This window comes from Cohnella herbarum (assembly GCF_012849095.1).
Classification (GTDB): Bacteria; Bacillota; Bacilli; order Paenibacillales; family Paenibacillaceae; genus Cohnella; species Cohnella herbarum.
Genome location: NZ_CP051680.1, coordinates 1930118 through 1956250, shown reverse-complemented (window position 1 = coordinate 1956250; position 26133 = coordinate 1930118). Strand labels below are relative to the sequence as shown.

Annotated in this window: 33 protein-coding genes and 2 pseudogenes; all 35 read left to right on the top strand. The window is 40.6% G+C overall.

Annotated elements, in window-relative coordinates; genetic code table 11:
• The first annotated feature begins 6 nt into the window (after positions 1–6).
• On the top strand, positions 7–345 hold the full coding sequence (locus HH215_RS08685; RefSeq protein WP_169279535.1) for a DUF1801 domain-containing protein: 339 nt from the start codon (positions 7–9) through the stop codon (positions 343–345).
• Between the two features lie 173 nt (positions 346–518).
• Positions 519–803: an HAD hydrolase-like protein gene (locus HH215_RS08680; RefSeq protein WP_169279534.1), complete on the top strand. Its 285-nt coding sequence runs from the start codon at positions 519–521 to the stop codon at positions 801–803.
• Between the two features lie 31 nt (positions 804–834).
• Complete coding sequence (locus tag HH215_RS08675) at positions 835–1158, top strand: DUF3024 domain-containing protein (RefSeq protein WP_169279533.1); 324 nt, start codon at positions 835–837, stop codon at positions 1156–1158.
• 117 nt (positions 1159–1275) lie between these two features.
• A pseudogene (locus tag HH215_RS08670) lies at positions 1276–1785 on the top strand (suppressor of fused domain protein); the annotation flags it as partial.
• Between the two features lie 80 nt (positions 1786–1865).
• Complete coding sequence (locus tag HH215_RS08665; protein WP_169279531.1) at positions 1866–2327, top strand: GyrI-like domain-containing protein; 462 nt, start codon at positions 1866–1868, stop codon at positions 2325–2327.
• Positions 2328–2756: 429 nt separating this feature from the next.
• The gene (locus HH215_RS37010; RefSeq protein ID WP_217362311.1) at positions 2757–3431 is read left to right on the top strand and encodes a class I SAM-dependent methyltransferase; all 675 of its coding nucleotides are present in this window, start codon (positions 2757–2759) and stop codon (positions 3429–3431) included.
• Between the two features lie 98 nt (positions 3432–3529).
• A complete protein-coding gene (locus HH215_RS08655) occupies positions 3530–3847 on the top strand; it encodes a hypothetical protein (protein ID WP_169279530.1) in 318 nt (105 codons plus the stop codon).
• Positions 3848–3946: 99 nt separating this feature from the next.
• Positions 3947–4372 carry an NUDIX hydrolase gene (locus HH215_RS08650; RefSeq protein WP_169284302.1) on the top strand — a complete coding sequence of 142 codons (426 nt, stop codon included), beginning with the start codon at positions 3947–3949 and terminating at the stop codon, positions 4370–4372.
• A 61-nt stretch (positions 4373–4433) separates the two neighbouring features.
• Positions 4434–4667, top strand: coding sequence for a hypothetical protein (locus HH215_RS36330; protein ID WP_254450559.1), 234 nt, complete (start codon positions 4434–4436; stop codon positions 4665–4667).
• A 32-nt stretch (positions 4668–4699) separates the two neighbouring features.
• On the top strand, positions 4700–5221 hold the full coding sequence (locus HH215_RS08645; protein WP_169279529.1) for a GNAT family N-acetyltransferase: 522 nt from the start codon (positions 4700–4702) through the stop codon (positions 5219–5221).
• A 65-nt stretch (positions 5222–5286) separates the two neighbouring features.
• Entirely contained in the window at positions 5287–5667 is a 381-nt protein-coding gene (locus HH215_RS08640; RefSeq protein WP_169279528.1) for a DUF4362 domain-containing protein, read from the top strand.
• A 114-nt stretch (positions 5668–5781) separates the two neighbouring features.
• Complete coding sequence (locus tag HH215_RS08635; protein ID WP_169279527.1) at positions 5782–6261, top strand: immunoglobulin-like domain-containing protein; 480 nt, start codon at positions 5782–5784, stop codon at positions 6259–6261.
• Positions 6262–6307: 46 nt separating this feature from the next.
• Entirely contained in the window at positions 6308–6658 is a 351-nt protein-coding gene (locus HH215_RS08630; RefSeq protein WP_169279526.1) for a hypothetical protein, read from the top strand.
• A 495-nt stretch (positions 6659–7153) separates the two neighbouring features.
• Positions 7154–7504, top strand: coding sequence for a VOC family protein (locus HH215_RS08625; protein ID WP_169279525.1), 351 nt, complete (start codon positions 7154–7156; stop codon positions 7502–7504).
• 89 nt (positions 7505–7593) lie between these two features.
• The gene (locus HH215_RS36845) at positions 7594–8943 is read left to right on the top strand and encodes a PhzF family phenazine biosynthesis isomerase (RefSeq protein ID WP_310735573.1); all 1350 of its coding nucleotides are present in this window, start codon (positions 7594–7596) and stop codon (positions 8941–8943) included.
• A 68-nt stretch (positions 8944–9011) separates the two neighbouring features.
• Positions 9012–9518: an 8-oxo-dGTP diphosphatase gene (locus HH215_RS08610; protein WP_169279524.1), complete on the top strand. Its 507-nt coding sequence runs from the start codon at positions 9012–9014 to the stop codon at positions 9516–9518.
• Positions 9519–9550: 32 nt separating this feature from the next.
• Positions 9551–10081 carry an AAA family ATPase gene (locus HH215_RS08605; RefSeq protein ID WP_169279523.1) on the top strand — a complete coding sequence of 177 codons (531 nt, stop codon included), beginning with the start codon at positions 9551–9553 and terminating at the stop codon, positions 10079–10081.
• 185 nt (positions 10082–10266) lie between these two features.
• Positions 10267–14916 (top strand): GLUG motif-containing protein, encoded by a 4650-nt coding sequence (locus HH215_RS08600; RefSeq protein ID WP_169279522.1) that lies wholly within the window; start codon positions 10267–10269, stop codon positions 14914–14916.
• A 179-nt stretch (positions 14917–15095) separates the two neighbouring features.
• Positions 15096–15656: a GNAT family N-acetyltransferase gene (locus HH215_RS08595; RefSeq protein ID WP_169279521.1), complete on the top strand. Its 561-nt coding sequence runs from the start codon at positions 15096–15098 to the stop codon at positions 15654–15656.
• A gap of 445 nt (positions 15657–16101) precedes the next feature.
• Positions 16102–16682: pseudogene (locus HH215_RS37005) on the top strand (DJ-1/PfpI family protein).
• Positions 16683–16757: 75 nt separating this feature from the next.
• Entirely contained in the window at positions 16758–17012 is a 255-nt protein-coding gene (locus tag HH215_RS08585; RefSeq protein WP_169279520.1) for a hypothetical protein, read from the top strand.
• Positions 17013–17559: 547 nt separating this feature from the next.
• On the top strand, positions 17560–17769 hold the full coding sequence (locus HH215_RS08575) for a DUF4177 domain-containing protein (RefSeq protein ID WP_310735570.1): 210 nt from the start codon (positions 17560–17562) through the stop codon (positions 17767–17769).
• 298 nt (positions 17770–18067) lie between these two features.
• Positions 18068–18508 carry a hypothetical protein gene (locus tag HH215_RS08570; protein ID WP_169279518.1) on the top strand — a complete coding sequence of 147 codons (441 nt, stop codon included), beginning with the start codon at positions 18068–18070 and terminating at the stop codon, positions 18506–18508.
• Positions 18509–18544: 36 nt separating this feature from the next.
• On the top strand, positions 18545–19075 hold the full coding sequence (locus tag HH215_RS08565; protein WP_169279517.1) for a GNAT family N-acetyltransferase: 531 nt from the start codon (positions 18545–18547) through the stop codon (positions 19073–19075).
• A 325-nt stretch (positions 19076–19400) separates the two neighbouring features.
• Positions 19401–20510, top strand: coding sequence for a glycoside hydrolase family 172 protein (locus HH215_RS08560; protein ID WP_169279516.1), 1110 nt, complete (start codon positions 19401–19403; stop codon positions 20508–20510).
• A gap of 78 nt (positions 20511–20588) precedes the next feature.
• Positions 20589–20894: a PH domain-containing protein gene (locus HH215_RS08555; protein ID WP_169279515.1), complete on the top strand. Its 306-nt coding sequence runs from the start codon at positions 20589–20591 to the stop codon at positions 20892–20894.
• A 106-nt stretch (positions 20895–21000) separates the two neighbouring features.
• Positions 21001–21471: a hypothetical protein gene (locus tag HH215_RS08550; protein ID WP_169279514.1), complete on the top strand. Its 471-nt coding sequence runs from the start codon at positions 21001–21003 to the stop codon at positions 21469–21471.
• A gap of 29 nt (positions 21472–21500) precedes the next feature.
• Positions 21501–22238: an SDR family NAD(P)-dependent oxidoreductase gene (locus HH215_RS08545; RefSeq protein ID WP_254450419.1), complete on the top strand. Its 738-nt coding sequence runs from the start codon at positions 21501–21503 to the stop codon at positions 22236–22238.
• A 225-nt stretch (positions 22239–22463) separates the two neighbouring features.
• On the top strand, positions 22464–22916 hold the full coding sequence (locus tag HH215_RS08540; protein ID WP_169279513.1) for a GNAT family N-acetyltransferase: 453 nt from the start codon (positions 22464–22466) through the stop codon (positions 22914–22916).
• Positions 22917–22944: 28 nt separating this feature from the next.
• Positions 22945–23430 (top strand): GyrI-like domain-containing protein, encoded by a 486-nt coding sequence (locus HH215_RS08535; protein WP_169279512.1) that lies wholly within the window; start codon positions 22945–22947, stop codon positions 23428–23430.
• A 31-nt stretch (positions 23431–23461) separates the two neighbouring features.
• On the top strand, positions 23462–23872 hold the full coding sequence (locus HH215_RS08530) for a DUF1801 domain-containing protein (RefSeq protein WP_217362287.1): 411 nt from the start codon (positions 23462–23464) through the stop codon (positions 23870–23872).
• A gap of 12 nt (positions 23873–23884) precedes the next feature.
• Complete coding sequence (locus tag HH215_RS08525) at positions 23885–24565, top strand: class I SAM-dependent methyltransferase (protein WP_169279511.1); 681 nt, start codon at positions 23885–23887, stop codon at positions 24563–24565.
• A gap of 26 nt (positions 24566–24591) precedes the next feature.
• Positions 24592–25125 carry a hypothetical protein gene (locus tag HH215_RS08520; RefSeq protein WP_169279510.1) on the top strand — a complete coding sequence of 178 codons (534 nt, stop codon included), beginning with the start codon at positions 24592–24594 and terminating at the stop codon, positions 25123–25125.
• 58 nt (positions 25126–25183) lie between these two features.
• Entirely contained in the window at positions 25184–25642 is a 459-nt protein-coding gene (locus HH215_RS08515) for a RidA family protein (RefSeq protein ID WP_169279509.1), read from the top strand.
• A 27-nt stretch (positions 25643–25669) separates the two neighbouring features.
• The gene (locus tag HH215_RS08510; RefSeq protein WP_169279508.1) at positions 25670–26092 is read left to right on the top strand and encodes an NUDIX hydrolase; all 423 of its coding nucleotides are present in this window, start codon (positions 25670–25672) and stop codon (positions 26090–26092) included.
• Positions 26093–26133 lie beyond the last annotated feature (41 nt).

The window sequence follows — 26133 nt, the reverse complement described above, 5'->3', positions numbered from 1 at the left end:
TTGAAAATGAATCCAGAAGTATCCACATTTATTGAAAATCTGTCTTCGCCATGGCAAGTTCAATTATGCGGTCAGCTTCGGAAAATGGTCCACGAAACGATTTCCGGAGCGGAAGAGAAGATTCAATACAAGAAACCACATTTTCTGAAAAACGGGCAATTCGCTGCCGTTATTTCACCTTCGAAAGATGCAATTGCATTCATGATCATGAATACAGTCGGCATAGCGTTTCCGAAAGGCTTCGAGGGGCCGGCCGAACGGAAATGGATCAAGCTGCGCGAAGGAGATAAGCCGGACCTGGCCCAATTATCCGGTTATCTGAAGCAAGCATCCGAGTCGCTGTAATTGGATTTTTATGAAGGGCACGATAATTGAAAATTGAAAATGGGAGAGCCCTCATATTCTGATGGCTCTCTTTATTAACTTGCTGGCTCTATTTCGATAACATCATGGCTCTCACTAATTAACCAAGTGGCACTGCCGCACCGAAATATTCAGAAAGGGGATGATTCGAGGATGTGCCAAATAAAAGCTTAATATTTGATGCATATGGGACGTTGTTTGATGTTCAAGGTTCCATTGGACAAAAATTTAATACATACGAGATACTAAACAAAATGTTAATTAATACAGGCTTAAAAGAACATTTTAAGTATATTGTAAGTTCTGATGAAGTACAAAATTATAAACCATCAATGAATGTATATGAATTAGCTGAACTCAAACTAGCGATCAATAGAGATGAAATTCTGTTTGTTTCTTCAAACGCTTTGGATGTGGCAGCTGCCATGATAAAATCATAACTTACTAAATTAAACTCCCGGAGTGATAAAAATGCTAGATTCTTTTACAAAAAAGAGAATAGAAAAAATACTTGAAAGCTATATAGACCAAAAAATTCCTAAACATCTCAAAAATGAAATCCAAATCCATTATAAATTTAGGGGCAATACGATCACATTAAGTCAAGAAAGACCAGGATATATGGGAAGACGTTTTGAGTACCCTATTGCTCAGCTAAGGTTAGAGGAAAAGCATTGGAAAGTGTATTGGCAAGATAGCAAAAATAAATGGCATTTTGTAGATGATATAAAACCAGATGGACTATTTGAAAAACAGCTAATGGAAATAGATAAAAATGGTATTTTTTGGCCGTAGTCGATTCCAAACCAATCATTTACCTAAATAAGTATACAATGGTACTATTGATATAAAACCCAATGGAGGAAATATGAGCCAAGAACTCTCTCATTCTGGACATCCGATTTTCGACATTATACTTTTATCACTTGCGGTATGAGTAATTTGCCAATGAATGTACCCGAAGGTGCTGAAAATTACAAATTTGCGGAACTTATGATATGCCTGCCTAGTGATTGGCAAGTATCTCAGGAAGCTTTCGAAACTGAAGAGAATTATTGGCCTATTCATTGGTTGAATAAAATGGCAAGGCTGCCACATGAATATCAGACGTGGTTATATCTTGCGCATACTGTACCTAATGGCGATCCAGCTCAACCTTTTGCTTCAAACACGTTATTTTCAGGGATGATTTTATCCGTTCCTTCAGTAGTTGAGAACTTGAAAAGTTTCTTCACACTAAGTTTACCAAATGAAACTGAAGTACATTTTTTCAGCTTAATTCCACTTCATAAGGAAGAAATGGACTTAAAACTGAAAAATGGAGCGGAAGTTCTCTTCGAAAAATTAGAAAAAGCAGGAGTTAACGAAGTAGTTAACTTAAAGCGAAAAAATGTTGCTAAGAAAGGATTTTTGTTTTTTTAGGGAGCCAAGGGTTCCCTTTTTTATATATTGTTATTTGATAGCTATGAAAATCGATTGTTCAAATAATAGAGGTGAATGGTATGGAATGTAATATAGCTAAGCTTAATTTCTTGTTTGTTGGGTTTAAGCTCACAGGATTATTTTCAGAATATTCGAATTTGATCCCTCAAGGCTTAAGGGAAATTAAACAAAAAGATCATCTAATTAATGATCGGTTGGACAAAACTGTAATTCTATATGAACCTTGTAAAGGTGAAGATCATAAAATAGGATTCTTTTATATTGGTTACATAATAACCAAAGAACAGAGTTTATTATCTGAAGAATTAGAAGTCATAAGAATAAACGGGAATTACGTATTTTCTACAGGGATAATAGATCAAATGGCAGATATCTATTCAAACATAAATAGCTGGATTTCTGAGAATGGCTATAAGCCAATTTGGCCAGATACTTTGTATATTGAAATATATGAGAAACCATTAGAATCAGAAATAACATGGAAAGAAGCAGTACAAGTTTACTTACCAATCGTAGATTGAGCAAACGAACCTGCGATTATTTTGCTTGCATCGTATACAAAGCTCTTCCCCACGCTCCAAACAAAAGAAAATCATCATTTTCATTATTTTATCTTTATAACCAAATAATAACTTCTAATATAATGACGATCATCGTGTTGTAAAAGTTTGAAGGGGAATGGACGTCGCCGACGTCGCGATTACATAGAGATTACTGTCGCCATGATGCATGCCAATAGAGGCTTTCGCATCACGGCGTATTTTAGTTTCCGAAGAAATTTATAATGCTTTGCTTTCAATTTTGGGATACAATTCCAATTAAGTCGAGAGATTATGGAGGGTGCTCAAGATGGAAAACAAAGAGACCTTTAATTTCATCGTTAATGAATATGAAAGATACAGGCCAACATATTCCGAAGAAATGTTCGATGATATTTTGAATTATTCCAAATTAAGAAAGAAGAAAAGATCCTCGAAATCGGTTGTGGGACCGGTCAAGCAACAGGCGGCCTTGTTAATAAAGATTATAAAAACATAACCTGTATAGAACTGGGAGATAGGTTAGCGCAGTTCACCTCAGACAAGTTCAAATCTTATACTTCAATCAAAGTAATAAATACATCATTCGAAGAATGGGATGGTTTAGGAAGTCCATTTCATTTAGCTATATCTGGCACGGCATTTCATTTTATTGAACCTAAGATCGGGTATCGCAAAGTGTGGGAACTTCTCGATAGTACAGGCACTATTGGTTTCTTCTGGACTATTCATGTTCCCATGTTTGATGAAGTTCACAATGAGATCAGATCACATTATTTAGAACTTGCTCCACATTTAGATGATTCTAAGTATCGAACGCCTGAAGAAATAATCAACGAAAGAAGAATAATCACTGAATATACTGGTATTTTTACGGACTTGGTAGTCAAAGAATATAGTCGATTACTTTCATATACAAGTTGCGATTATGTAGCTTTACTAAATACGAATTCAAAGCATAGACAACTTCCCGAAACTATCAGGAATGCTCTTCTAAAAAAGATAGAGGATACTATCGACCGAGCCGGTGGAGTCATAAATAAGGAACATAGGGTCGCATTATTTTTGGGAAAGAAGTTGAATTGAGCATCAGGAGTCGATTACTTCCGCTATCACCATAATCGTGCTGCTGGCCGTTTGAACGTTATCGGAAACTTCTGCTGAATAAAATGGGGGAAATCTATGTGTCAAGACCACAAATCGATTTTTTAGAACCATGGATTCCTGAGACCTCACTGATTTTTCTTGAAGAACTCTATAACGAGTTACCTAATAACCATATTCTGTATGGAGCTGAACTTAATGTAATTGCTCGAAGATTAGATAAAGATGAAGTGCTTTTTCAATTTCAAGAGAATTCAAATAAATATGTACAAGTCCATCTGACCTGGAAACAAGATAAAGAAACGAATCCATGGCCACTCTTTATCCTATTTAATTCTTTTGACGACTGGGTAAACCAGGTAATGGTACTTGATAACAAAGAAAATTTAGTTCAGTAGAAGTTTTTTCAAATGGAAAAAGAACTAAATCAAGTGGATAAAGAGGTATCCCATGTCGAGAATAGTATGACAAATGAGGTGGTTGGGGTGGTGTTAAAAATGAATCCTCCTAAGCATATCGTTTCTGCAGCTGCGATCGTTGTAAATGATAACAACGAAATATTACTTGTTAACGGACCAAGAAGAGGCTGGGAAATGCCCGGCGGGCAAGTAGAAGAAGGAGAATCACTGAGCCAAGCTGCGATCAGAGAAACAAAAGAAGAATCAGGAGTAGACATAGAAATCGTTAAATTCTGCGGAATATTTCAAAACGTTGGGAACTCCATTTGTAACACCTTATTTTTAGCAAAACCAATAGGCGGGGAACCGGTTCGAACCTCTGAAAGTTTGGAGTCGGCGTTCTTTCCGATTGAGGAAGCACTAAATAAAGTAAAATGGAAGGACTTCAGACAAAGAATCGAATACTGTTTAAGACCTGAAATGCATCCATTTTGCATTGAATTTTATGATGATAAGAATAGTTGAAGGTAATTAAATCAGCAGAATTATAATTTTTCCCAATACTTTTAAGGATGGAAGTGATCATATTAGTAACATTGACAAACGAAATAGACTTAGTGAAGAAGTTTTCACCTATAAAACAACGAAAGATAACAAAGTCTTTATTTACTGGATGGGAAAGCAAGTTACAATTCTTACCGGTAAGGCGAGCGATAAATTTTTAAGAGCTATAGATGGTAAAGATCATAAGGAAGCCCAGTTAGTAATGGCTAAAATTACAGGAAATTTTAAACACGGCAACGAGAAAGACAATAAATAATAATTTAAGTGATGACTGAAAGAGGTTTTAAGATGACTGACAAAATAACAATAAAACAACTTTCAAACGCTGATGAAGCATATTTGTTGGATCAAGAGTTCACTAGCAAATTCCCATGGTATACATCAAGTGACTATTTTCTAAGATGCTTAGACGAAAATCTTATTGGAAAGAGAATCACTTTATTGGCTTATTATGAGGGAGTACTAGCTGGTTGCTGTCACTTATTATATGTCTCATCTTATCCCTTTTTCTCAGATCAAAATATTCCGGAAATTAATGACTTGAATGTTTTTCCGGAATTTAGACGAAAGAAAATTGCAAGTAAGATTTTTGACGAACTTGAAAAAATAGCATCAAAAACCTCGAAATCGATTGGTTTAGGCGTTGGGCTGTATCAAGATTACGGAAACGCTCAAATCATGTATAACAAACGCGGATACATCTTGGACGGAAAAGGAATTATTTATAATAACATACAAGTGAAACCAGGGAACTCGGTAAGAGTGGATGATGATTTATTAATATATTTGGTCAAAGAATTAGGTGAATGATGTTTGAAGGTGTTTAATAAAAGTTTGTGTCGACAATAGCTACAACTCGATTACAAGGAGATCTAATGAAAAAAACGATTTGGTTACTCTCGTCGGTTATAGTTGTCCTTTTTATTTGCCTCTATTACTTCATCCAATTGAATTCAGAAAATGATAAGAAGTATATACAAAGAGGGGTCTTAACAAATTTCAATAAGTTGGATTACGAAAGAATGAATATATTGTATGAAAGATTCCAAGACCGTAAAGGCGATAATTTAATGTTAATATCACCAACTATGGATAGCGGTCCAATCATTTATGATGTGAACTCTAATGTCTCGGAAATACGATTTACAATTGATGCTACAAGAGATGCTTATAGTGCGGAGAGAGAGAAAGTGACATATTTATGTGAGGAAATGAAAAAAGAAATAGGAGTAAAACGTACTTTTCACAGTCTCTAGTTGCGATGGACATGAGAGTGATGATGTAAAAGGATATTTGCAATTTAATTTAGGAAACGAACGTCGTGAGTAAAAGAAGCTTAAATGAAGCTCCCTGCGAGAGGAGTGATTTCCTTGAGATTATCAGTCCTACTTTTGTTAATAATAATCATCTTTCAGAGTGCTTGCGATTCAAGAACAACATCATCTATGCAATTACATCCGATTATGACTATAACAAACCCATCAAAAATCAAAGTTTCAGATTCCGAAAGCACTCAAATTCTGTTTGGCTTAGATAGATCAAAATATAAAAGAGGAGAGGAAATCCATTCTGTAATTACTAATAATTCCAGTAAAGAGATTCAATTTGGAGAAGATTTTATTCTTGAGAAGAAGATTAATAAGACTTGGATGTCCGTTCAAGTAGACAATTATCCTTTTCCTGCAATTGGTTATTCTTTGAAACCCAAAGGATCGAAAACGAGTTCAATGTTAAGATTGGATAGGTGGATAGAGGATGGTACATATCGAATAATTAAAGCAGTATCTTTTATAAGTGAATTAGATAATTCTGATTTTTATATAAGTAGTAATGAATTCGAAGTGAAGTAAATTAGAGGGAAGTCATTTCCGGTAAAAAGATGAGGTGATATAAAACATGACAATCATAGGAATGCTTATTGCAACCATTGTTGCAGTTTTGTCATTCTTAATAATAGGACCGTATGGAATAGGAGTTATACTTATTCTCTTGTTTGGACTGGTATTCAGTACACATCAAAAAAACAAACAAATATATGAGGACTTAAAAGCAATAAGAGAGAAACTCGGTCTATTGAGGGAAGATGAAAAATTACAAATTGAAATTAATAAAAACTTCGAAGAATACGACAAATTCAAAGAACAATCGAAGATGGCTTCTGATCGAGATAAAGAAATAGAGGATGAACTTGAGAAATACATAATCGATAATGAAGACAGCCGCAAAAGTAGTGACAAAAAAGAATGAATGCATAGAAATATGCATTTCACCGTTAACATTCTGATTGGAGACTCCTATCTATGACTGAGAAAAAACAATTTTCCTGATTACAGGCGCAAGTGGCTCAGGAAAATCTACTGTTATCCCCGAACTTCTCGAAAAGTGTTCTGAACACATGACATTGGACTTAGACGCAATCTATGGGCCGTTAAATGAATGGTATTTGATTAAAAATGGTTGGATACATTTTGCCAAACAAATATGCCTGAATGGTCGGACTAGTATATTATGCGGGACTTTTATGCCTGGAGAGTACGATCAAGTAGACTTGAAGGATTACTTTAGACCATACTATATTGGACTATACTGTGATGATAAAACTAGAGAATTAAGGTTACGAGCAAGAGGTTGGTCTGATGAACTCGTCCATGACCATAAGAAATTTAATGACTGGATATTGAATAATGTTACAACGGCTTTTTGTGGAAAACACATCCCAAAAGTAATAAATGGAGGTTAGAAATGAAGGTCAAACGAATCGTTACCAACATAGAAACGCAAGATATCAATGCTGCTAAGCGCTTTTATAATGAAATACTCGAACTCGATGTTTTGATGGATCATGGTTGGATCGCAACTTACGGTTCAAGCGAAGAGATGAGCATCCAGATTAGTTTTGCCGCGCAAGGAGGTTCAGACACCCCTGTGCCGGATCTATCGATTGAAGTCGATGATATCAATACTGTGCTTGAACGTATGAAAAATGCCGGGTTTGCGATAGAATATGGACCGATTAATGAGCCTTGGGGTGTTAGGCGTTTCTATGTCCGCGATCCATTCGGCAAGCTAATCAATATTCTTGCTCATGTGTAATCCAACTGATGGGCAAACGAAAGAGTGATAAATCGGGATTCATCGATTTGAGAATGCTAGAAAAGAGGAATTCTAAGGGAGCAACCACAATGAATATCTATATCGTCGACGCATTTACAGACACCCCCTATAAAGGAAATCCGGCAGCCGTATGTATCTTGGAATCGGAAATATCGATAGATTCGATGCAGCATATTGCCAACGAAATGAACTTATCGGAGACGGCTTTCCTTCTTAGGCAAGGTGAGGAATTTACATTAAGGTGGTTTACACCGGAAGCCGAAGTGGATCTGTGTGGCCATGCCACTCTCGCAAGCGCGCATATCTTATGGGAAGAGCAATATTTCGCAGAGAATGAAGTCAGATTTAACACAAAGAGCGGCTTATTAACCGCGAGTAAAGATCGTGATTGGATTCAATTGAATTTCCCTTTAGAGATCGAACACGAAAGCATTCCTCCAATCGAGTTAATTGATGGATTGGGAATTAACTATATATATGTGGGCAAGAACAGACTCGATTACATCGTAGAAGTAGAAGACGAAGAGGTCGTTCGAAATCTCCAACCGAATTTTGTCACTTGGAGAACAGTTAAGTCCAGAGGCATTATTGTAACAAGTAGATCTAATAGAACGGGCATTGATTTTGTTTCTAGATGCTTTTATCCAGCAATCGGGGTAGACGAGGATCCAGTGACAGGGTCTGCGCACTGTTGCTTGGGGCCGTATTGGCAAAGTAAACTCAATAAAAATGAATTGGTTGCCGTTCAAATATCCAGAAGAGAAGGTTTACTGAAGTTAAAGATTATGGAAGGGCGTATTTTAATTGTTGGACAAGCCGTAACGACTTTAAGAGGGAGGCTTACTGCAAAGAGCCCCAAGAAGATAGATCAGACTAATCATCTGACAATAAGCATGCTCACTCCGTCCGATATGGAATCGGTATTCCAGATCTATGAGATTACAATTCCCGATGCCTTTGAAAAAGACGGATTTGGTTTATTAATAGATGACATTCAGAATGAAATCGAGAATAAGAAGCAAGTCCTTCAAGCATCGCTAGATCAACCTGAACCGGATATCTTCTTCATGTGTGCTAAGCGAAACGAGGAAGTAATCGGCGTGATCTCCTTTGGACCCTGCGGCGATGATATTCGAGCATGCACAAACCATCAGTTGGATGACGTTGGTGAACTAGGTAGCTTATATGTGTTGCCGAGTTATCAGGGTCAAGGTGTGGGATCGGCCTTGATCAAGGCAATGGTAACCTATCTTGAGAAGCAAGGAATTGATCGGTTTTGCCTGGACAGCGGATATAAGGATGCTCAGAAAAGATGGTTGAGAAAATTCGGTGTACCCTATCGAGTGGCACAGAACTATTGGGGAGAAGATACGGCTCATATGGTCTGGCTTTGTAAAGTGACCGATTTTTGTGATTGAATAAACACAAAGGAATCGAGCCGAGATCTAAAACAAAACACACAAAACATCTACTAGGAGATTTTCATATGAATCCGAACCATCAACTTTTTACGATGTGCATGATTTTGAGAGAGGATAAAGTTCTTTTAATTAATCGGCCCGATAAATTAGGCTTTCCAGGTTACATCGCTCCCGGAGGCAAAGTTGATTATCCAGAAAGTATAGTGGATGGCGCTATACGTGAAGTAAGAGAAGAAACAGGCTTAATTGTTACAGATATTGTTTATAAAGGATTAGCGGAATACTGTGAACCAAAAACAGGATTGAGATCGATGGTTTTTAATTATTTAGCAACCTCTTTTGAAGGGCAACTATTAGATAACCCACCCGAAGGAGAATTACTTTGGATCGATAGAGAGAAGGCAATAGAATTACCCATGCAAGACTGGTTTAAGAGCAGATTTCCACTATTTTTCAAACAAGGAACCTTTGAAATCAGTTCAATATGGGACAAAGACAATAACATATCAATAGGGAAAACCGAGAAACACTATTTTGAGAGTGAATTCGAGCACGCCAAACCAAACAGATAACAAGAAAGTAACTTCAAACTAAGAGGGATAAAATGAAAAATACAGTCTATATTATCTCTGGACCTGCGGGCGTCGGGAAGTCGACAACATCTCAAAGACTTGTTCAACAACTAAATAAAAGTGCTTATATTTCCGGAGACGATGTTAGTCACATACCGGTGAATGGGAGAGGTATGCCTTGGCTGGATCAGGATACCTTAGACTTGACGTGGAACAATATCTCAAGCTTGACGAAGAATTTATTAGACTATGAATACAATGTAGTCATTGATTACGTAGCTTTTCCCAATGAAGTAAAATGGCTGTCGCAACAATTACGTAATAGGGAAGTACGTATTGTTTATGTCGTACTTATGGTTGATAAAGAAACGATCAAGTTCAGGGATCGTTTAAGACCGGAAGGTGAACAAATGGGGGAACGAAGTCTGATTCTACTGGAGGAGTTTGATAATGACACGGAATTAATGGATAAGAATAAGCTGTATACGCATCAATATCGAGTAGAGCAATTATCTGAAATTATTGAAGAGATCTTAAAGAATGATAAATATCTTTTTAGTTGAAGCCCAAAACGATACAAGACGAATTTTCAAAAAAAAATGGACTAACCGAAAAACCGTAAAGCCTTGGTGCTTTGCGGTTTTTGTCGTTTGTATGGCCGATCCTTTTATTATTCTTTTATTCGCTTTCAATATAATGACTACATGGATAATGATGGGAATCATTGTATCGAGGGGAGAATACGGGGATGTTTAAGGTGGAAAGAAAAGCGAGAATCTGGTTATTTGCAATAATGCTGTTGTTCGGCGAGGTGCTCGGAGGAGGAATCGGAGGGGGTAAAGCTTACGCAGCGGGTGGCGACTTCGCGGGTGGAACCGGGACGTCGGCCGATCCGTATCTGATCGGTACGGCAAATCAGTTGGACAAAGTACGGGGCGAATATTTGGAAGCGGGCACGTATTTTAAGGTTATCGCCGACATCGACCTGAGTGGATATGCGAGTTGGGTTTCAATCGGAGATAGCGATTTTCTATTTGGCGGCCACTTCGACGGGAACGACCATACGATCAGCGGGCTAACGAGCCGGGACTTGGCAGGGTTTGGACTTTTCGGATTGATGGATTCCGGAAGCTGGATCGGAAACCTCAATTTGACCGACGTCTCCATTATCGTCCCGGATTCACTTGCGGGCGGACTTGCTGGAGCGAACTACCAAGGGACGATCGAGAACGTCTCGGTGACCGGGGAGATCGAGGCAGGCGATTACGTCGGCGGACTGGTCGGCCAGAATTACGAGGGAACGATTCTTAACAGCAACGCTTCCGTAAACGTCACCGGAGTAAGAAACATAGGCGGGCTGGTCGGGGATCAAGTGGGGACGATCACCGACAGCTATGCGACGGGCGACGTGAACGGGGATAGAAACGTAGGAGGTTTGATCGGATACGCCGAGGAGACCGAGGTCCGTCGCAGTCATGCTTCCGGAGACGTCGTCGGCACCAATGAAGTAGGCGGGCTGATCGGTCGGATTGACGAAGGGGTAATCGAACAAAGCCATGCTTCCGGGAATGTTACGGGGAATATGGATGTCGGGGGATTAACCGGCACGCAGATTAAAGTGACCCTTAGCGACAGCTATGCGACGGGAGACGTCTATGGAACCGCGGACGGCACTTCCATCGGCGGTTTGGTCGGCTATAACAACGACGGGAAGATTTTGTCCAGCTACGCTCTGGGCTCGGTATCCGGACAAGCCGACATCGATAATATGGGTGGTTTGGCAGGCGTGAATTCCTTCGTAGGAATCGGAGGAGAAATCCGCGATAGCTACGCTGCAGGCGACGTGGACGGGGGGGAGAATGGCTTTTACGTGGGCGGTTTGGTCGGACTTAACATGGAGAACGGATTGATCAGCAATAGCTTCGCTCTGGGCAATATTAACGCAAGTCAGATTTCCGGCGAAAGCGGCTTGTATGCCGGAGGACTCGTCGGAGCAAATACCTACGGGATAATTCAAGATAGTTACGCTACGGGCAAGGTGCGGGGCAATTATGCGATCGGGGGGTTCATCGGAGAAAATACGAATTATTTGGGAGGAGCTATCCATCGGAGTTTTGCCGTCGGGGACGTGGAAGGAGGCGGTCTCGATAATCAGATTATCGGAGGTTTTGCCGGCTATAACGCTTGGGGGAATATTTACGATAGTTACGCTTCCGGGAAGGTGAGCGGTGGCTCCTTCGTAGGCGGTTTGGCCGGGGAGAACGGTTCGGGACTGATTCAGAAAAGTTACTCGAAGGGAGAAGTCACGGGAAGCACGGACGTAGGCGGTTTGGTCGGGAGCGGCAACTTCGCTACGTTCGTCAATAGCTTTTACGATATAGATACTAGCGGCCATAGCACATCTATCTGGGGCACGGGTCAAAACAGCAGCCAGATGCAAAGTCAGAGTTCTTACGAAGCTGACGTCCCCAATGCGTGGGATTTTGTCTCCGTATGGGGAATTGATCCCGGTATGAACGGAGGATACCCGTATTTAAGGTCCAGTCTTGTCGAACTGAAATACGAGGATAACGGCAGTAACGGCGGTTCGGCACCGGCTAGCGAATCCTACGTCCCAGTCACTGCAGCGATCGTATCGGGCGAGCTGGATCTCGTCAAAACGGGGTATACGTTCGCGGGATGGAACGATAAAGCCGACGGCAGCGGGGCGGCGTACGTTGCGGGCGATAACCTTAAAGTAAAGATGGATACGACGCTGTATGCGCAATGGAACGCGATTTCATTAAGCAACGATGCGACGTTGAATTCGACGATTGGAACGGTGAGCGTTGGAGGCACGACGAGTGAGACAATCACTGGCGTTCCGTATGGTACGTCGTTGGCGACAATCAAAGCGGCGATCACGCCAGCGGTTGGAGCTACGTTCGAAGTCTATGAGGCGGACGGTGTGACAGTGGCAACGGGATTGGCTTCCGGCTATAAAGTCATCGTCACCGCGCAAGATGGCACGACGCAAGTGATATACACGGTCACGGTAAGTGCGGCGCCCGCGAGCACGGATGCGACGCTGACGTCGACGATCGGAACGGTGAGCACGGGCGGCACGGCGAGTGAGACAATCACTGGTGTTCCGCATAGTACCACGTTGGCGGTTTTCAAGGCTGCAATCACGCCAGCAGTTGGGGCGACGTTCGAGGTGTATGAAGCCGATGGAGTGACTGTAGCAGCGACCCTAGCTTCCGGCTATAAAGTTATCGTCACCGCACAAAATGGCACGACTCAAGTAACGTACACCGTCACGGTAAACGTGGCGCCGCCGAGCACGGATGCGACGCTGACGTCGACGATCGGAACGGTGAGCACGGGCGGAACCGTGAGCGAGACGATCACAGGAGTTCCATATGGTACGACATTGGCAGCGTTCAAAGCGGCGATAACGTCAGCAGCTGGATCGACGTTCGTGGTCTATGAGGCGGACGGAGTGACAGTGGCAGCAGTATTGGCCTCCGGCTATAAAGTTATCGTCACCGCACAAAATGGCACGACTCAAGTGACGTACACTGTCACGGTAAGCGCGGCTCCACCAAACAACGATGCGACGATGACGTCTACGATCGGAACGGTGAGCGTAGGCGGAACCGTGAGCGAGACGATAACAAACGTGCCGTATGGTACGTCGTTGGCGACAATCAAAGCCGCGATCACGCCAGCGGTTGGAGCTACGTTCGAAGTCTATGAGGCGGACGGTGTGACAGTGGCAACGGGATTGGCTTCCGGCAATAAAGTCATCGTCACCGCGCAAGATGGCACGACGCAAGTGATATACACGGTCACGGTAAGTGCGGCGCCCGCGAGCACGGATGCGACGCTGACGTCGACGATCGGAACGGTGAGCACGGGCGGAACCGTGAGCGAGACGATAACAAACGTGCCGTATGGTACGTCGTTGGCGACAATCAAAGCGGCGATCACGCCAGCGGTTGGAGCGACGTTCGAAGTCTATGAGGCGGACGGAGTGACAGTGGCTACGGGATTGGCCTCCGGCCATAAAGTTATCGTCACCGCACAAAATGGCACGACTCAAGTGACGTACACGGTCACGGTAAACGCGGCGCCACCGAGCACGGATGCGACGCTGACGTCGACGATCGGAACGGTGAGCACGGGCGGAACCGTGAGCGAGACGATCACAGGAGTTCCGTATGGTACGACGTTGGCAACGTTCAAAGCGGCGATCACACCAGTGGTTGGAGCTACGTTTGAGGTGTATGAAGCGGATGGTGTGACTGTAGCGACGGGATTGGCTTCCGGCTATAAAGTCATCGTCACCGCACAAAATGGCACGACTCAAGTGACGTACACCGTAACGGTAAACGCGGCGTCGCCTTCTAGTACGGGAAATAGCGGAGGTGCAGTAGGCCCCGCGACATTTATCAACAAACTGACACTTCCAGCCGGCAAAGCCGGAGTGCTGAGCTTTCTAGATGAGATCACAGTAACCGTACCAGCTAACGCTACGGATAAAGAAGTCATCATCACGATTGACAAGTTAACGGAACCGTTGAAGCTGCTTTCAAATCAAGAGGTACTCTTAAGCGCGATATTCGAAGTTCTCAAGAACTTCCCGGATCATTTTAAGAATCCCGTTACGGTTACGATCAAGTACAATTCCGCAAACCTGCTGGAAGGACAAGCTCCCGCCATATTTTCATATGATGAGATAAAGAAAGCTTGGGTGGAGGTGGCGGACAGTAAGATAACCGGAGATCGCATTTCCGTGCGAGTGAATTCCTTGGCAAAGTACGCCGTCTTCGCGGTTCAACGTCCTGCCGAGCCAACGAAGGAAAACGAGCCTTCTACGAATTTTCACGATATCGCCGGGCACTGGGCAGAAGCGAATATCGTACAAGCATTAAAAGCGGGAATTGTCTCGGGCTACTCGGACGGCTCGTTTAAGCCTAACCGGATCATCACGCGCGCGGAGTTCGCAGTGATGTTAATGAATGCCTTGAAGCGAACGGACGAGGGAGTCGAGTTGCCGTTCACGGATGCGGTGAAGATCGGGGATTGGGCGAAAAAAGCCGTGGCACTCGCGGCGCAAGCGGGTTATATTAATGGCTATCAGGATGGAACCTTCCGTCCGGGCTCGGCCATTACCCGGGCCGAGATGGCGAAGATAGTCGCCAATGTCTTAGGTCTGTCGCAGAAGGCCGGTTCGTTAACGGTCTTCACGGATGACCAAGCCATACCCTCATGGGCGAAGGGCGCGATTGCGGCTATTCAAGGCAAGGACATTATGAAAGGCAAGCCGTCCGGGCAATTCGATCCCGCTGCCGAGGCGACGAGGGCCGAAGCCGTAACCGTTTTATTGAAGTTATTGGACGCAAAGAACGAGTAAGCAATGAAAGGGCGATTCTTGGATCGGCGAACGCGTCGGTTTAAGAATCGTTCTTTTTTATCGCCCGGTTCTAAAGAATAATTCCTTATTTTTCAATAAATTCACTATTGTAATTTGGGCTAGAATTTTCATACTTATTAATAAGATCAAAAATCAGGTAGAAACTGGAGTGATACGTTTTGAATCCATTATTATTAGATTTTCCAAGTCAATTTCATACGGACAGATTACTCATAAGAATGCCGATGCCAGGGGATGGACGTATTGTTTATAATGCGATACAAGAATCAATTCATGAGTTCAAGGAATGGCTACCGTTTGCTCAAGGCGAGCAGTCGGAACAAAATACAGAAGTAAATATTAGAGAAGCACATATTAGATTTATCAAAAGAGAGGATTTACGACTCTTAATATTCCTTAAGGAAACAAATCAGTTTATTGGATCATTCGGGTTACATAACCCTAACTGGGGTTTACCGAAATTCGAGATTGGATATTGGATAGATACTCGATATAGCGGCAAAGGGTATATGACCGAAGCCGTACAAGGGATTTCCGATTTCGCATTTAATGAGTTAAAGGCACGAAGACTAGAAATACGGTGTGACAATTTAAATGCAAAGAGTAAAGCAGTGGCCGTAAGATCAGGTTTTTCATTAGAAGGTATCTTAAGAAACGAGGATAGATCCGTAAAAGGCAACCAATTAAGAGATACATGCATTTATGCGAAAATCAGATAATAGTTCCAAGCAGCGCAAAAAACTAAACTTCCATCTAATGGATATTGTCTAATTGGTATTCGACAAACGGCGGTGACCGTATGAAGTCAGCTTGCTTAACAGTACTTTTATTTCTGTTTTACTTGGGTGTCATAGTAATAAAAACGAAGTTAGTCCAATATTTGCGATGCCCAACAAAATTACTTTTTCTTTCACCCATTGGAAATGAATGAGCTACAGTACCATTTGGACGAATAGAAGATTCCAAAGTAGTATTAGAGATATACGAAATCAAGGCATCTAATGAGAATCTCACTAATCAAATAAAAGGATTATTATAATTTAGAGACAATCATTACATTCTTTCAAATTTACCTTCCTCATTAATTGAGGGTGAGGGAAATGTTTGCCCACAGGTATGCATGTTTCAACGTTATTTTTAGCGCGTTAATCTAGGGGGATTTATATGAAGATTGGGCTTATTGCTTTTGACGGGATCACATTTTTAGACTTGATAGGATTTTACGATGTGATATATCGTTTGAATTTGTTCGAAGAAGGTAAGGGGACAACATGGGATTTTTGTGGAATGACAGAAGAAATAACCGATGAATTAGGATTAACGATTAAAGTGAACAAGATCAAGCCTGATCTATCAAATTATGATCTCATCTTTGTTCCCGGGGGATGGGGACAAGAAAGCTTAGATTCGATGATGAATTTATTACTTGGCTTAAACAAGCTGCGAATGTCGAATACCTTGTATCCGTTTGTACGGGGTCTTTATTACTAGGAGCTGCGGGATTTCTAAAGCATACGAAAGCAACAACACATCCCAATGCATATGAGCTGCTGGAGCCCTATTGTAAAGAAGTCGTTAAAACAAGAATAATTAAAGACGGGAACATAATAACGGCTGGAGGGGTATCAACTTCAATAGATCTGGCATTATACATAGTTGAACTTTTTGTAAATAAGGAAGCGGCTGAAATCATCAAAAAACAAATTGATTACCCCTATGAAGTACAAGGCATAATTGAAGTGTAGAGAACACTCGGCCCGAATCAGCTGACCTTTTGTGAACGGAGTGAAATTGAAATAACTTTCGGGAGGTGGTGTGAAATGGATAATAAATATAATCCATATGATGATAAAACAATTCATACAACCCAACCTGATAGTAATTTTGATTTATCCGAAAGACAAGGATTTAATGATGTAATTAAACATTATGATGCAGTTAACGGATTTCAAAATCCTAAACAACTTAACCATTTTCCAAGATCGCTAAGACAAATAATTAGATGGGCAATAATAATAAATATTTCAATATTTTTGGGATTTGAAATCTATCAATTTCTAAAAAGTACTCTTTAATAAGGGGTTCAAGGCCATAGCTATTATGAAGGAGTGTCATTGGATGAAAATAGGCTTCTTAATTATTGATATGCAACCCGTATTTTGCAGGAGGATCCACTGGAAAAGAAGATCTTAGATCATGCAAGTTTGTACATAAATCATGTTTCAGAATTAATTCGTTCTAAAGATCATTTAGTGATACATATTCAAGATATAGAAGGTATGCAAGAATCGAATAAAGAGAGGTATGACGTAATTCCGGAAGTCCAAATCAAGGATAATGACCTAAGATTGACTAAAGAGCATTCGAATGCCTTTTGGAAAACGGATCTAGAACGGGTTTTAAGGAGTCATGAAGTTGAATTAGTTATTATTTCAAGGCTTTGCTGCAGAGCATTGCGTCCTATTTACCTATAATGGAGCAAGCGAAAGAGGATTCAAACCTGTATTATTACAAAATGCGATTTTAAGCACGAAAAGCGATGTAATAACTTTAACATACAGAGATAGGAATCTGATCTCTTATCCCGTTATCGATTATTTAGTAAATAAATGAATTCAACAAATGAACCGGAGGTATTCAAGTATGTATGAATATAGGTTTGTTGAGACTTCTCTAGGCGGATTCTTCACTTCGGCTACACATCAGGAAACGATTGCCGATTACGCAAATCAAGGATGGAGATTAGTTCAAGTATTGCCTACCAATTATAATGGTCATGGGAAACCAACCCATTACGAGATCATTTTTGAAAGACCTCTAAAGGATCAATAGGTGGTCAAATTAACGAATATTTCTAAGTTAGTCATCCAAGAACGTTATTAGTCGCATGCAAATTGAGGAACTGTATCCTCCTTGACGCTGCGGCTTTTTTTTATAAATAAACCAATAATTAATGATAAATTGAAGAGCAGAAACAGATATGCTGGGTTATAATACCATTTAAGGGACTTTGGAAGACGATCTGCTTAGGATATATTTAAGATACGTGAAGAGATACATCATCAGCTTTGTATAAATCGAATCTTAGAAGCGAGCAAATTCAAAGCATAAAGAGATAGGAGTTCTCAAATTGAAGATGTATAAACATTCAATGCTAGTAGTATCACTGTTCTCGATTCTTGCTCTGAGTGGATGTCAATTTAGTGGTGATAAAAAGGATGGCATAGTAGATGATGGACTAATAATAAATTCGATCTCCATCGGTCTAGGGGGATCTGAAGATTTGGCTGAAACCGTAGTAAATTACAATTTTAATTTATGGAACCGAACAGATAGAACATTTTTGATAAAAACAGTTGAACCCATAATAACGATTGATCTTCAGGATCGATTAATAGATAAAAATATTAGATTAGATATAAACAAGAATGTTCATGGTAATACGTCGAAAGCCCTATCAGGTACATTCAGATTAAATACAAAAGGACTTGATAAAGAAGGGATAATGAAATTAGAGATAAATGTTAAGGAGTTTAAGGTGACGACAGAACAAGTAATTGGAGTTGAATAAAGTAAAAGTAAATTCAAATCGATATCTGGAGGATTTATGATTAGATTATGTAATAACACGGATACGGATACAATCTATCAAATCATTAATGATGCAGCGCAGGCATATAAAGGAGTTATTCCTGAAGATAGGTATCATGAACCTTATATGTCCATTAGTGAATTGAATCATGAGATACACGACGGAGTCGTATTTTGGGGATTTGAAGAAAATCATGAATTGTTGGGAGTTATGGGAATTCAAGATAAAGGGGAAGTATCTTTAATTAGGCATGCTTATGTAAGAACAAACCAGCGTAATAGTGGGCTGGGTACAAAACTATTGTCTCATATCATAGCTTTAACAGATAAACCAATCTTGATTGGGACATGGAGCAGTGCGGAATGGGCTATAAAATTTTACTTGAAAAACGGCTTTTCCCTTACTTCACCGAATGAGAAGAAGATGTTACTACGAACATATTGGGATATTCCGGAAAGACAAGTAGAGACATCGGTAGTTTTATGTGATTCGAAATGGACTCTTAGGGAGGGTCTTGCCATCCCAAGAAAGGTGCGAAGGAAATGAATACCGGAAGTATAGCGGCTAAGCTAAGTAGTTCATTTATTTCCTCATTAATCATTTCTGTATATTCTTTTCTTAAACCACACGCAACATCCCCTTGATTATTTTATTCTATATTGGAATAGGAATAGCAGCTTTAGCAATAATAACAGTGCTACTGATATTGATAGGATTCAATGTTAACCAAATCTTAATGGAATACGCTTTAATTTCATTATTTCTATTTTTAATGCTCGATTTTTTATTTGGTTTCTTAGAGATGAAAACAAGAACGACTATAGAGGTATAGAGAATCCGACTACGAACCTAGATGGAGAAGAGGATAAGTATGCTATTCAAACTATCGCACTTAACCAGTAGGGCCGCAACTGCGGAGAACACCACAGCTGAAGCGGGGAAAGGCGGAATCCGCAACAACGGCCGTAAAGGAGCGCCATGTATTTGGCCTTTCAAAAAAGGGGAGAAGCATGTCCTCCTCGACGTAGAAGGACCCGGGATCGTCCGGCACATATGGTGTACGTTACCGCCTGGGAACATCGAACATATGCGCAACGTGATCATTCGCATGTATTGGGATGGACAAACCTGGCCCAGCGTCGAAGTTCCGATCGGGGATTTTTTTGGAATAGCGCACGGCAGGCAGAAAAATCTTCTATCCGAATGCGTCGCGATGCAGATGGGGAAAGGGTTGAACTGCTGGATACCGATGCCTTTTCGAGAACGGGCTCTTATAACTATCGAAAATGATTCGGATCAAGATGTCGAGATGCTGTTTTATCAAATCGACTTTACGCTCGGAGATCAACTCGATGAGGACTCCGGCTACTTTCATGCCCAGTTCCGCAGGTTGAACCCTTGTCCTCTCCAAGTGGATTATACGATTCTGGACGGAATTCAGGGTCGAGGAGTTTATCTTGGTACTGTGCTAGGAGTGCGAAGCATTTTTCGCGACGGATGGTGGGGGGAAGGGGAAGTCAAATTTTTCATCGACGAGGATGACGATTACCCGACGATCTGCGGCACCGGCACCGAAGATTATATGGGGTCTGCTTGGGGTTTGGAGGAGGTAGTGACACCTTATCAAGGAGCACCTCTTGTAGATCATGCAAACAGTTTGTTTTCGCTTTATCGGTTTCATGTAAAGGATCCGATCTACTTTCAGTCGAGGCTGAAAGTGACGGTTCAGCAAATCGGTTATGGTTCAGCCGAAAAAGCGAGTGATTTTTATGGAGATCGGTTTATACGGTATACTGCCGCCGGTGCGCCCGCAGATGACAGCAATTGTTACTTCGAGCGAAGCGATGACTATTGCAGCGTTGCATACTGGTATCAGAATCTGCCGACGGTGCTCTTTCCGCTACTTCCGGACCGAAAAAGTCGAACGGCAAACTTGGTTGATATTTCGGAACAAGATCGGATAAAGAGAACAGATATTTAATCAACTGCTCGCAAACGTTACTTGAATAAGTTTACAAATACAAATGTACGATTAAATAATCCTTCTGGAGGAATCAATGTGAGTCAAACGGGAAATGTACACTTCGATGTCGTTGCAAATCTATTTAGAGGAATAGAATCGGTTGGTGGGCGTATTAGGATATCAGACAAAAGCGTTCTATTTACTGCACACGCGATTAATATTCAAACCCAGATTACCGAGATCGCCTTTGATCAGATTTCTACAATTACTAAACGGAATACCCTTGGATTAATACCAAACGGAATGACGATTGAAACACGTGACGGAAAAAAATATAAATTCGTCCTTTGGAACAGGCAGAAAATAATTGATTTTGTATCAAGCAGAATAGTAAAGAATTAGTATATAAGTAAAAGTTATCGTAGCCGCGCGTGAATCAGAGGAGGTGTGCCCCCTATCGCCGCGGCTTCATTTTTTTGCTGTATCGGAAGGAGGAGCAGCAATTGATATGAAATTACTAATAAGATGCATTGTTTTCTGTTTGCTTATTATGTTAATGGGAAGTTCAAAAAGCGAGTACCCTAAAGACTTTAATTTTATATTTAGGTATGGAGTAATGACCAAAAACCTAGTGGATACATTTAGCGATAAATACACGAAAGATCTAGTTCAGGATGGTGTGGTTACAACTGGTTTAACGCTGAGTAATGATGAGAAGAAAAGAATATATGAATACATGAAGAAAATAGATTTCTTTCATTATCCTGAAGAAATAGAAGGAATGAATCTAATTCCAAGCTCGGGATACATTTTAGAAATACAATATAACGGGAAAGTTAAGGTCTTTAAGTGGACTGGAGAATTTAATGAGGATAAGAAACACCAAGAATTCCGAGGACTTACAAAACTAATAATAGAGATCCTAGAATCCAAAGAGTCATATCAATCCTTGCCTGATAGTAAGGGAGGATATTTATAAATGAACGAGATCAAGGAGGCACAGACATCATGCCAAGTCATTTTATTATTACGGGTACATCAAGGGGCATCGGCGAGCAAGTAGCTAGAATGTTGCTAGAGAAGGACCACTTGGTCTACGGCATTTCAAGAGGAAAATCCAATGTCTTATTAAACTACAGCAACTTTAAACCAATCCATTTTGATTTAAGTCATATATTGGGGATTGAAGGCTTGCTGAAAGACATCTTCAATCAGATGGACATAGATGATTCGGAAATGATTTGTCTCATCAACAATGCAGCCATGATTGAACCTTTGAAATCGATAGAGTTATGTCAACCTGAAGAGATTAATGAAAACTTACAAATTAGTTTAATTGCTCCTATGGTTTTGGCTTCTTCCTTTATTAAGTTAACTGAAAATATTACCTCGATCAGACGAAAAATTATGAATATTTCTTCGGGATCCGGAACCTATCCTGCTCCTGCAATGAGCGTGTATTGTACTGCAAAAGCCGGTATAAATATGTTTACGCAATGTGTGGGCGCAGAGCAGGCGAAGCAACATAACCCGATCGAAATCATTGCAGTCGACCCGGGAATGGTAGAAACCGAAATGCAGAGAATCGCAAGAGGAAAGAGTGCTCAACAATTCGAAATGGCGAAGTTTTTTGAACATGCGCATCAGTCGGGACAATTGCAATCAACAGAACGTCTAGGAAGTCACTTATTAAACCTTATTGATAAGAAGTTTGAGCCAGGTCGATTAGTAAATTACTCCGATTAATATTTGCTAATAGCGCGAAGAACTTGAAAGGACTGATTTAATGGCAGAACCGATAATATTCCATTACAAAAGATCAGAAACCTAGTTTGTACAACTATTCTTGCGGAATATCGCCCTTTAGAAATCGAAGGACTATTTTTACCAATCGAAGCTTAAAGAATTACGGAAACATGGAAAAAAATTTTAAGAGAAATAGATATTCTGGGGAGAGAGAGGTGAATTCATATGGAACTTCAAATCATAGGCGCATCTGAAGAAGATCTGATCATTCTAACGGAGATGAATCGTCAACTCATTGCAGACGAGGGCAGCGAAAATCCAATGAACGATGAACAACTAAGGCAACGAATGCAGGATTGGATCTTAGGTGACTGGAATGTTGATTTATTACTGTTCGACAATACAGTGATCGGGTACGCTTTATATCAATTCAGAAGTAACCCTTACCATATGGAGTTAAAAGATGTCTACTTGCGGCAGTATTTTATTAAGCGGGAATACAGAAATAATGGACACGGGATAACAGGTATCGAGAAATTAAAGCAAGAAAGATTTAAGGGGATTCAAAACCTCGAGATTGATGTACTGCAATGTAATATGAAAGGTCAGAACTTCTGGAGAAAAGCTGGATTCATGCCTCACTACGTAAATATGAGAATGAATTTGAAGAATAGTTGAACGGACAATGAGCAGAGGAGCTAATTCAATGAAAATTGAAATCGTTCAAACCAGCGCTATTACTTCCTACATCGGTGTAAGGGCATCCGGTACAATGGCTACTTTAGAGGCTCCGGTAAGAGATGCTTTTCATGAATTAATAAGTAGACGAGAAGAGATAAAGAATATCATAAATCAAGAAATTACTTACGGCATCACACCGCCGAATTACAAAAGCAGTAATGGAATGCTTGATTTTTATTGCTGCTATGAAGTGAGCCAGATTGGGAATTTGCCGCCAGGTATGGTCCATATTCATTTATTGCCTCGTACATACTCCTTGACTCATTATCGGGGACCTTCAAGCTCGAACTATTTGGCCTATGATTTTACGACGAAGTGGCTTGAAGAAAACGGTTATGAGTATGATGATACTGCATATTATTTGGAGAAATATGAAGAGAGCAGACTTAAAGATGCAGATGACGAGAGCAATGATGTTATGATCTATTGTCCCATTAAGATGAGGCAATGAATATCCCCGCTCGGATTGGAGGGTGAATACCATGAAAGCTAATCAGAAACTTTCCGGTCATCAACAAGTCGTTGAATTTATGAACAACCTTGAACATCCCCTGAAGCGGGAAATAGAAGAGGTTCGAAAAATTATTTTAAGCGTGGAGGATAACATCACAGAACAGATTAAATGGAACGCGCCGAGTTTTTGTTACAATGGTGAGGATAAAGTGACGTTTAATCTCCAAGGGAAAGACTTTTTTCGTCTTATCTTTCATCGTGGCGCAAAAGTAAAAGAGCAATTTGAGGGGACGTTGTTCGAAGATTCAACAGGCTTATTAGATTGGGTTTCAGGCGATAGAGCAGTAGTGAAGTTAACCGATATGACAGATGTAAATGCGAAGAAGGACAAGCTTATTAAACTCGTCGTCAAGTGGATCGAAGTAACGAGCATGCAATAAGGGAGGTTTCACATGGGAATGGATTGGTACAATGCAATAGCCCTTCGGAATGGCGGATACAAAAGTAACGCGATGTTTACCATAGAAGGGGTATCAGCCGAAGAAATTTTCGAACAGGAATTAATAAAGATGTTACCTAACTATCAATCCGTGTTGGACGCTGGGTGTGGGCACGGAGATTTTACGATGAAAATGTCTCAGCATTCCAAATCCCTAATTGGATTCGATAATTCCATTGAAATGATTACAATTGCAAATAAGAGTTTGCTGGAAACGGAAATCTCTAATGTCAGGTTCATTGAGGCTACAACGAAAAGCGAGCTTCCATTCGCAGACGCTCAATTCGATTTGATTTATGATCGAAGAGGCCCGACGTCAATCCTTAATCATAGTCGAATTCTAACTTCCGGAGGGACTGTTTATGGAATACACTCAGGGGCTCTTAATTTAGTTAAGGAAAGACTGATTAATAACCATTTTGAAAATATACAAATACGCGAGTTCAATCGTGCAAAGTACTGCTTTCCTAATGACGCCGAGTTTACTAAGTTCCTATCGGGAATACCGGGCAATCCTGACTACTCCCTACCCGAGTATAAGGAAGAGCTTGACAAGAAAATCGAACAACATAAGATTAACGGGAAAATCGAACTTATAGAATACAAATACATTTGGAAAGCAACTAAACCTTGAGAGAGACATAGAGGGAGGTGACATGCATGACGGATCAACTAACAAGAGCTAAACAATTGTTCACTTCCTTCGATGGAAATACATTTCAGATGTACCGTGAAGGACGATATGAAGAATATCAACAATACAATGTTCCTAAAGAAACGGAAACGGATTGGTTTAAGGAAATGGTTGATCATTGTTCAAGAGAGCTGTCGATTAGGGACTGGCAAGCCGTACATCGTTTAGCATCCATAGCCAGTCATTATCAAGACGTTTCGATACTCAGATGCGTCCTGTCTTTTGCAACAAGAAACGTTATGAGTTCAGACAGCATTGTTAAGCTTATGTACGCGGAAGGGATACTTGAAATCATAACGAAAACCCGCAAACAATTGGATAACGACCTTGTAAATGAAGCCTATAAATCAACCTACGTGATTCTTGAAACGATTATCAAAGAACCCTTAATTATCGATCCGGGTCATGAACTTGAAAATTACAACTTAAAAGACAAAAAAACATTAAACGATCGAGCCAGAAAAAGTATTGAAAAAATAAGAAGCGATCTTAACGGTTGACCATTTGGGATTGTAGGAGTAAACTCTTTCCAATATTTATAATATTGGAGGTTTTAGTATGTCATCCTATTTTGCTGAAGATAGATTAAAGGAATTAAACATCGTTCTTCCATCCGCAAGCGATCCAGCTGCTAAATATGCTAATTATGTCATTGTAAATGGGTTAATGTTCGTCTCCGGGAAAGGGCCTGCCGGCAATCCCAAAGGGAAATTAGGAATCGTTTATTCTACTCAAGAGGGATATCAATTTGCAAGGCAAACCGGTATTGAGGTGCTTTCCGTATTAAAGTCGGCTTTAGGGTCGCTAGATAAAGTAGTGAGAGCCGTGAAAGTTCAAGGCTTCGTTAATGCTAGCGCGCAGTTCGAAGAGCATCATAAAGTATTGAACGGTTTTTCGGATTTAATGATAGATGTGTTCGGAGATAAGGGAATACACGCAAGATCCGTTTTCGGAGCCGTATCGGTTAGAGATAATTTGCCAATCATTGTGGATTCTATTTTTCAGGTCGAGGAATAGTTCAATGGAAGAGAGGAAGACGGTCAGATGAGAAGAGTCGATGTCACGTATTCCTTAATCACGGATAGGACAAAATCGAAAGTGTTAATGGTCAAAAATACGGGTAGAGATAGTTGGTCGCTTCCCGGAGGAGCTGTTGAAAAAGGCGAATCTCTAGAAGAAGCAGCGATAAGAGAAGCGAAAGAAGAAACCGGACTCGATGTTAAAATTCACGGCATAGTGGCGGTAAATGAACGTAAGTTCGAGAGTATTGATGAACATGTTATCTTCATCACTTTCAGAGCAGAGATCATTGGAGGGAATGAAGGCATTGATAGGCCCGATGAAATCTCTGAGCTGGCATGGATGGATGTGGAAACAGCAGAACGATTAATGCCCTATTACCAAGGCGGAATAAGAAAATTAATCGCTGGAAATGAAGTTGCTTATCATAACGAAGGAATCAAGTGAACAATAGGGAAAATATCGTTAGCATGATTCATCAGACAGGA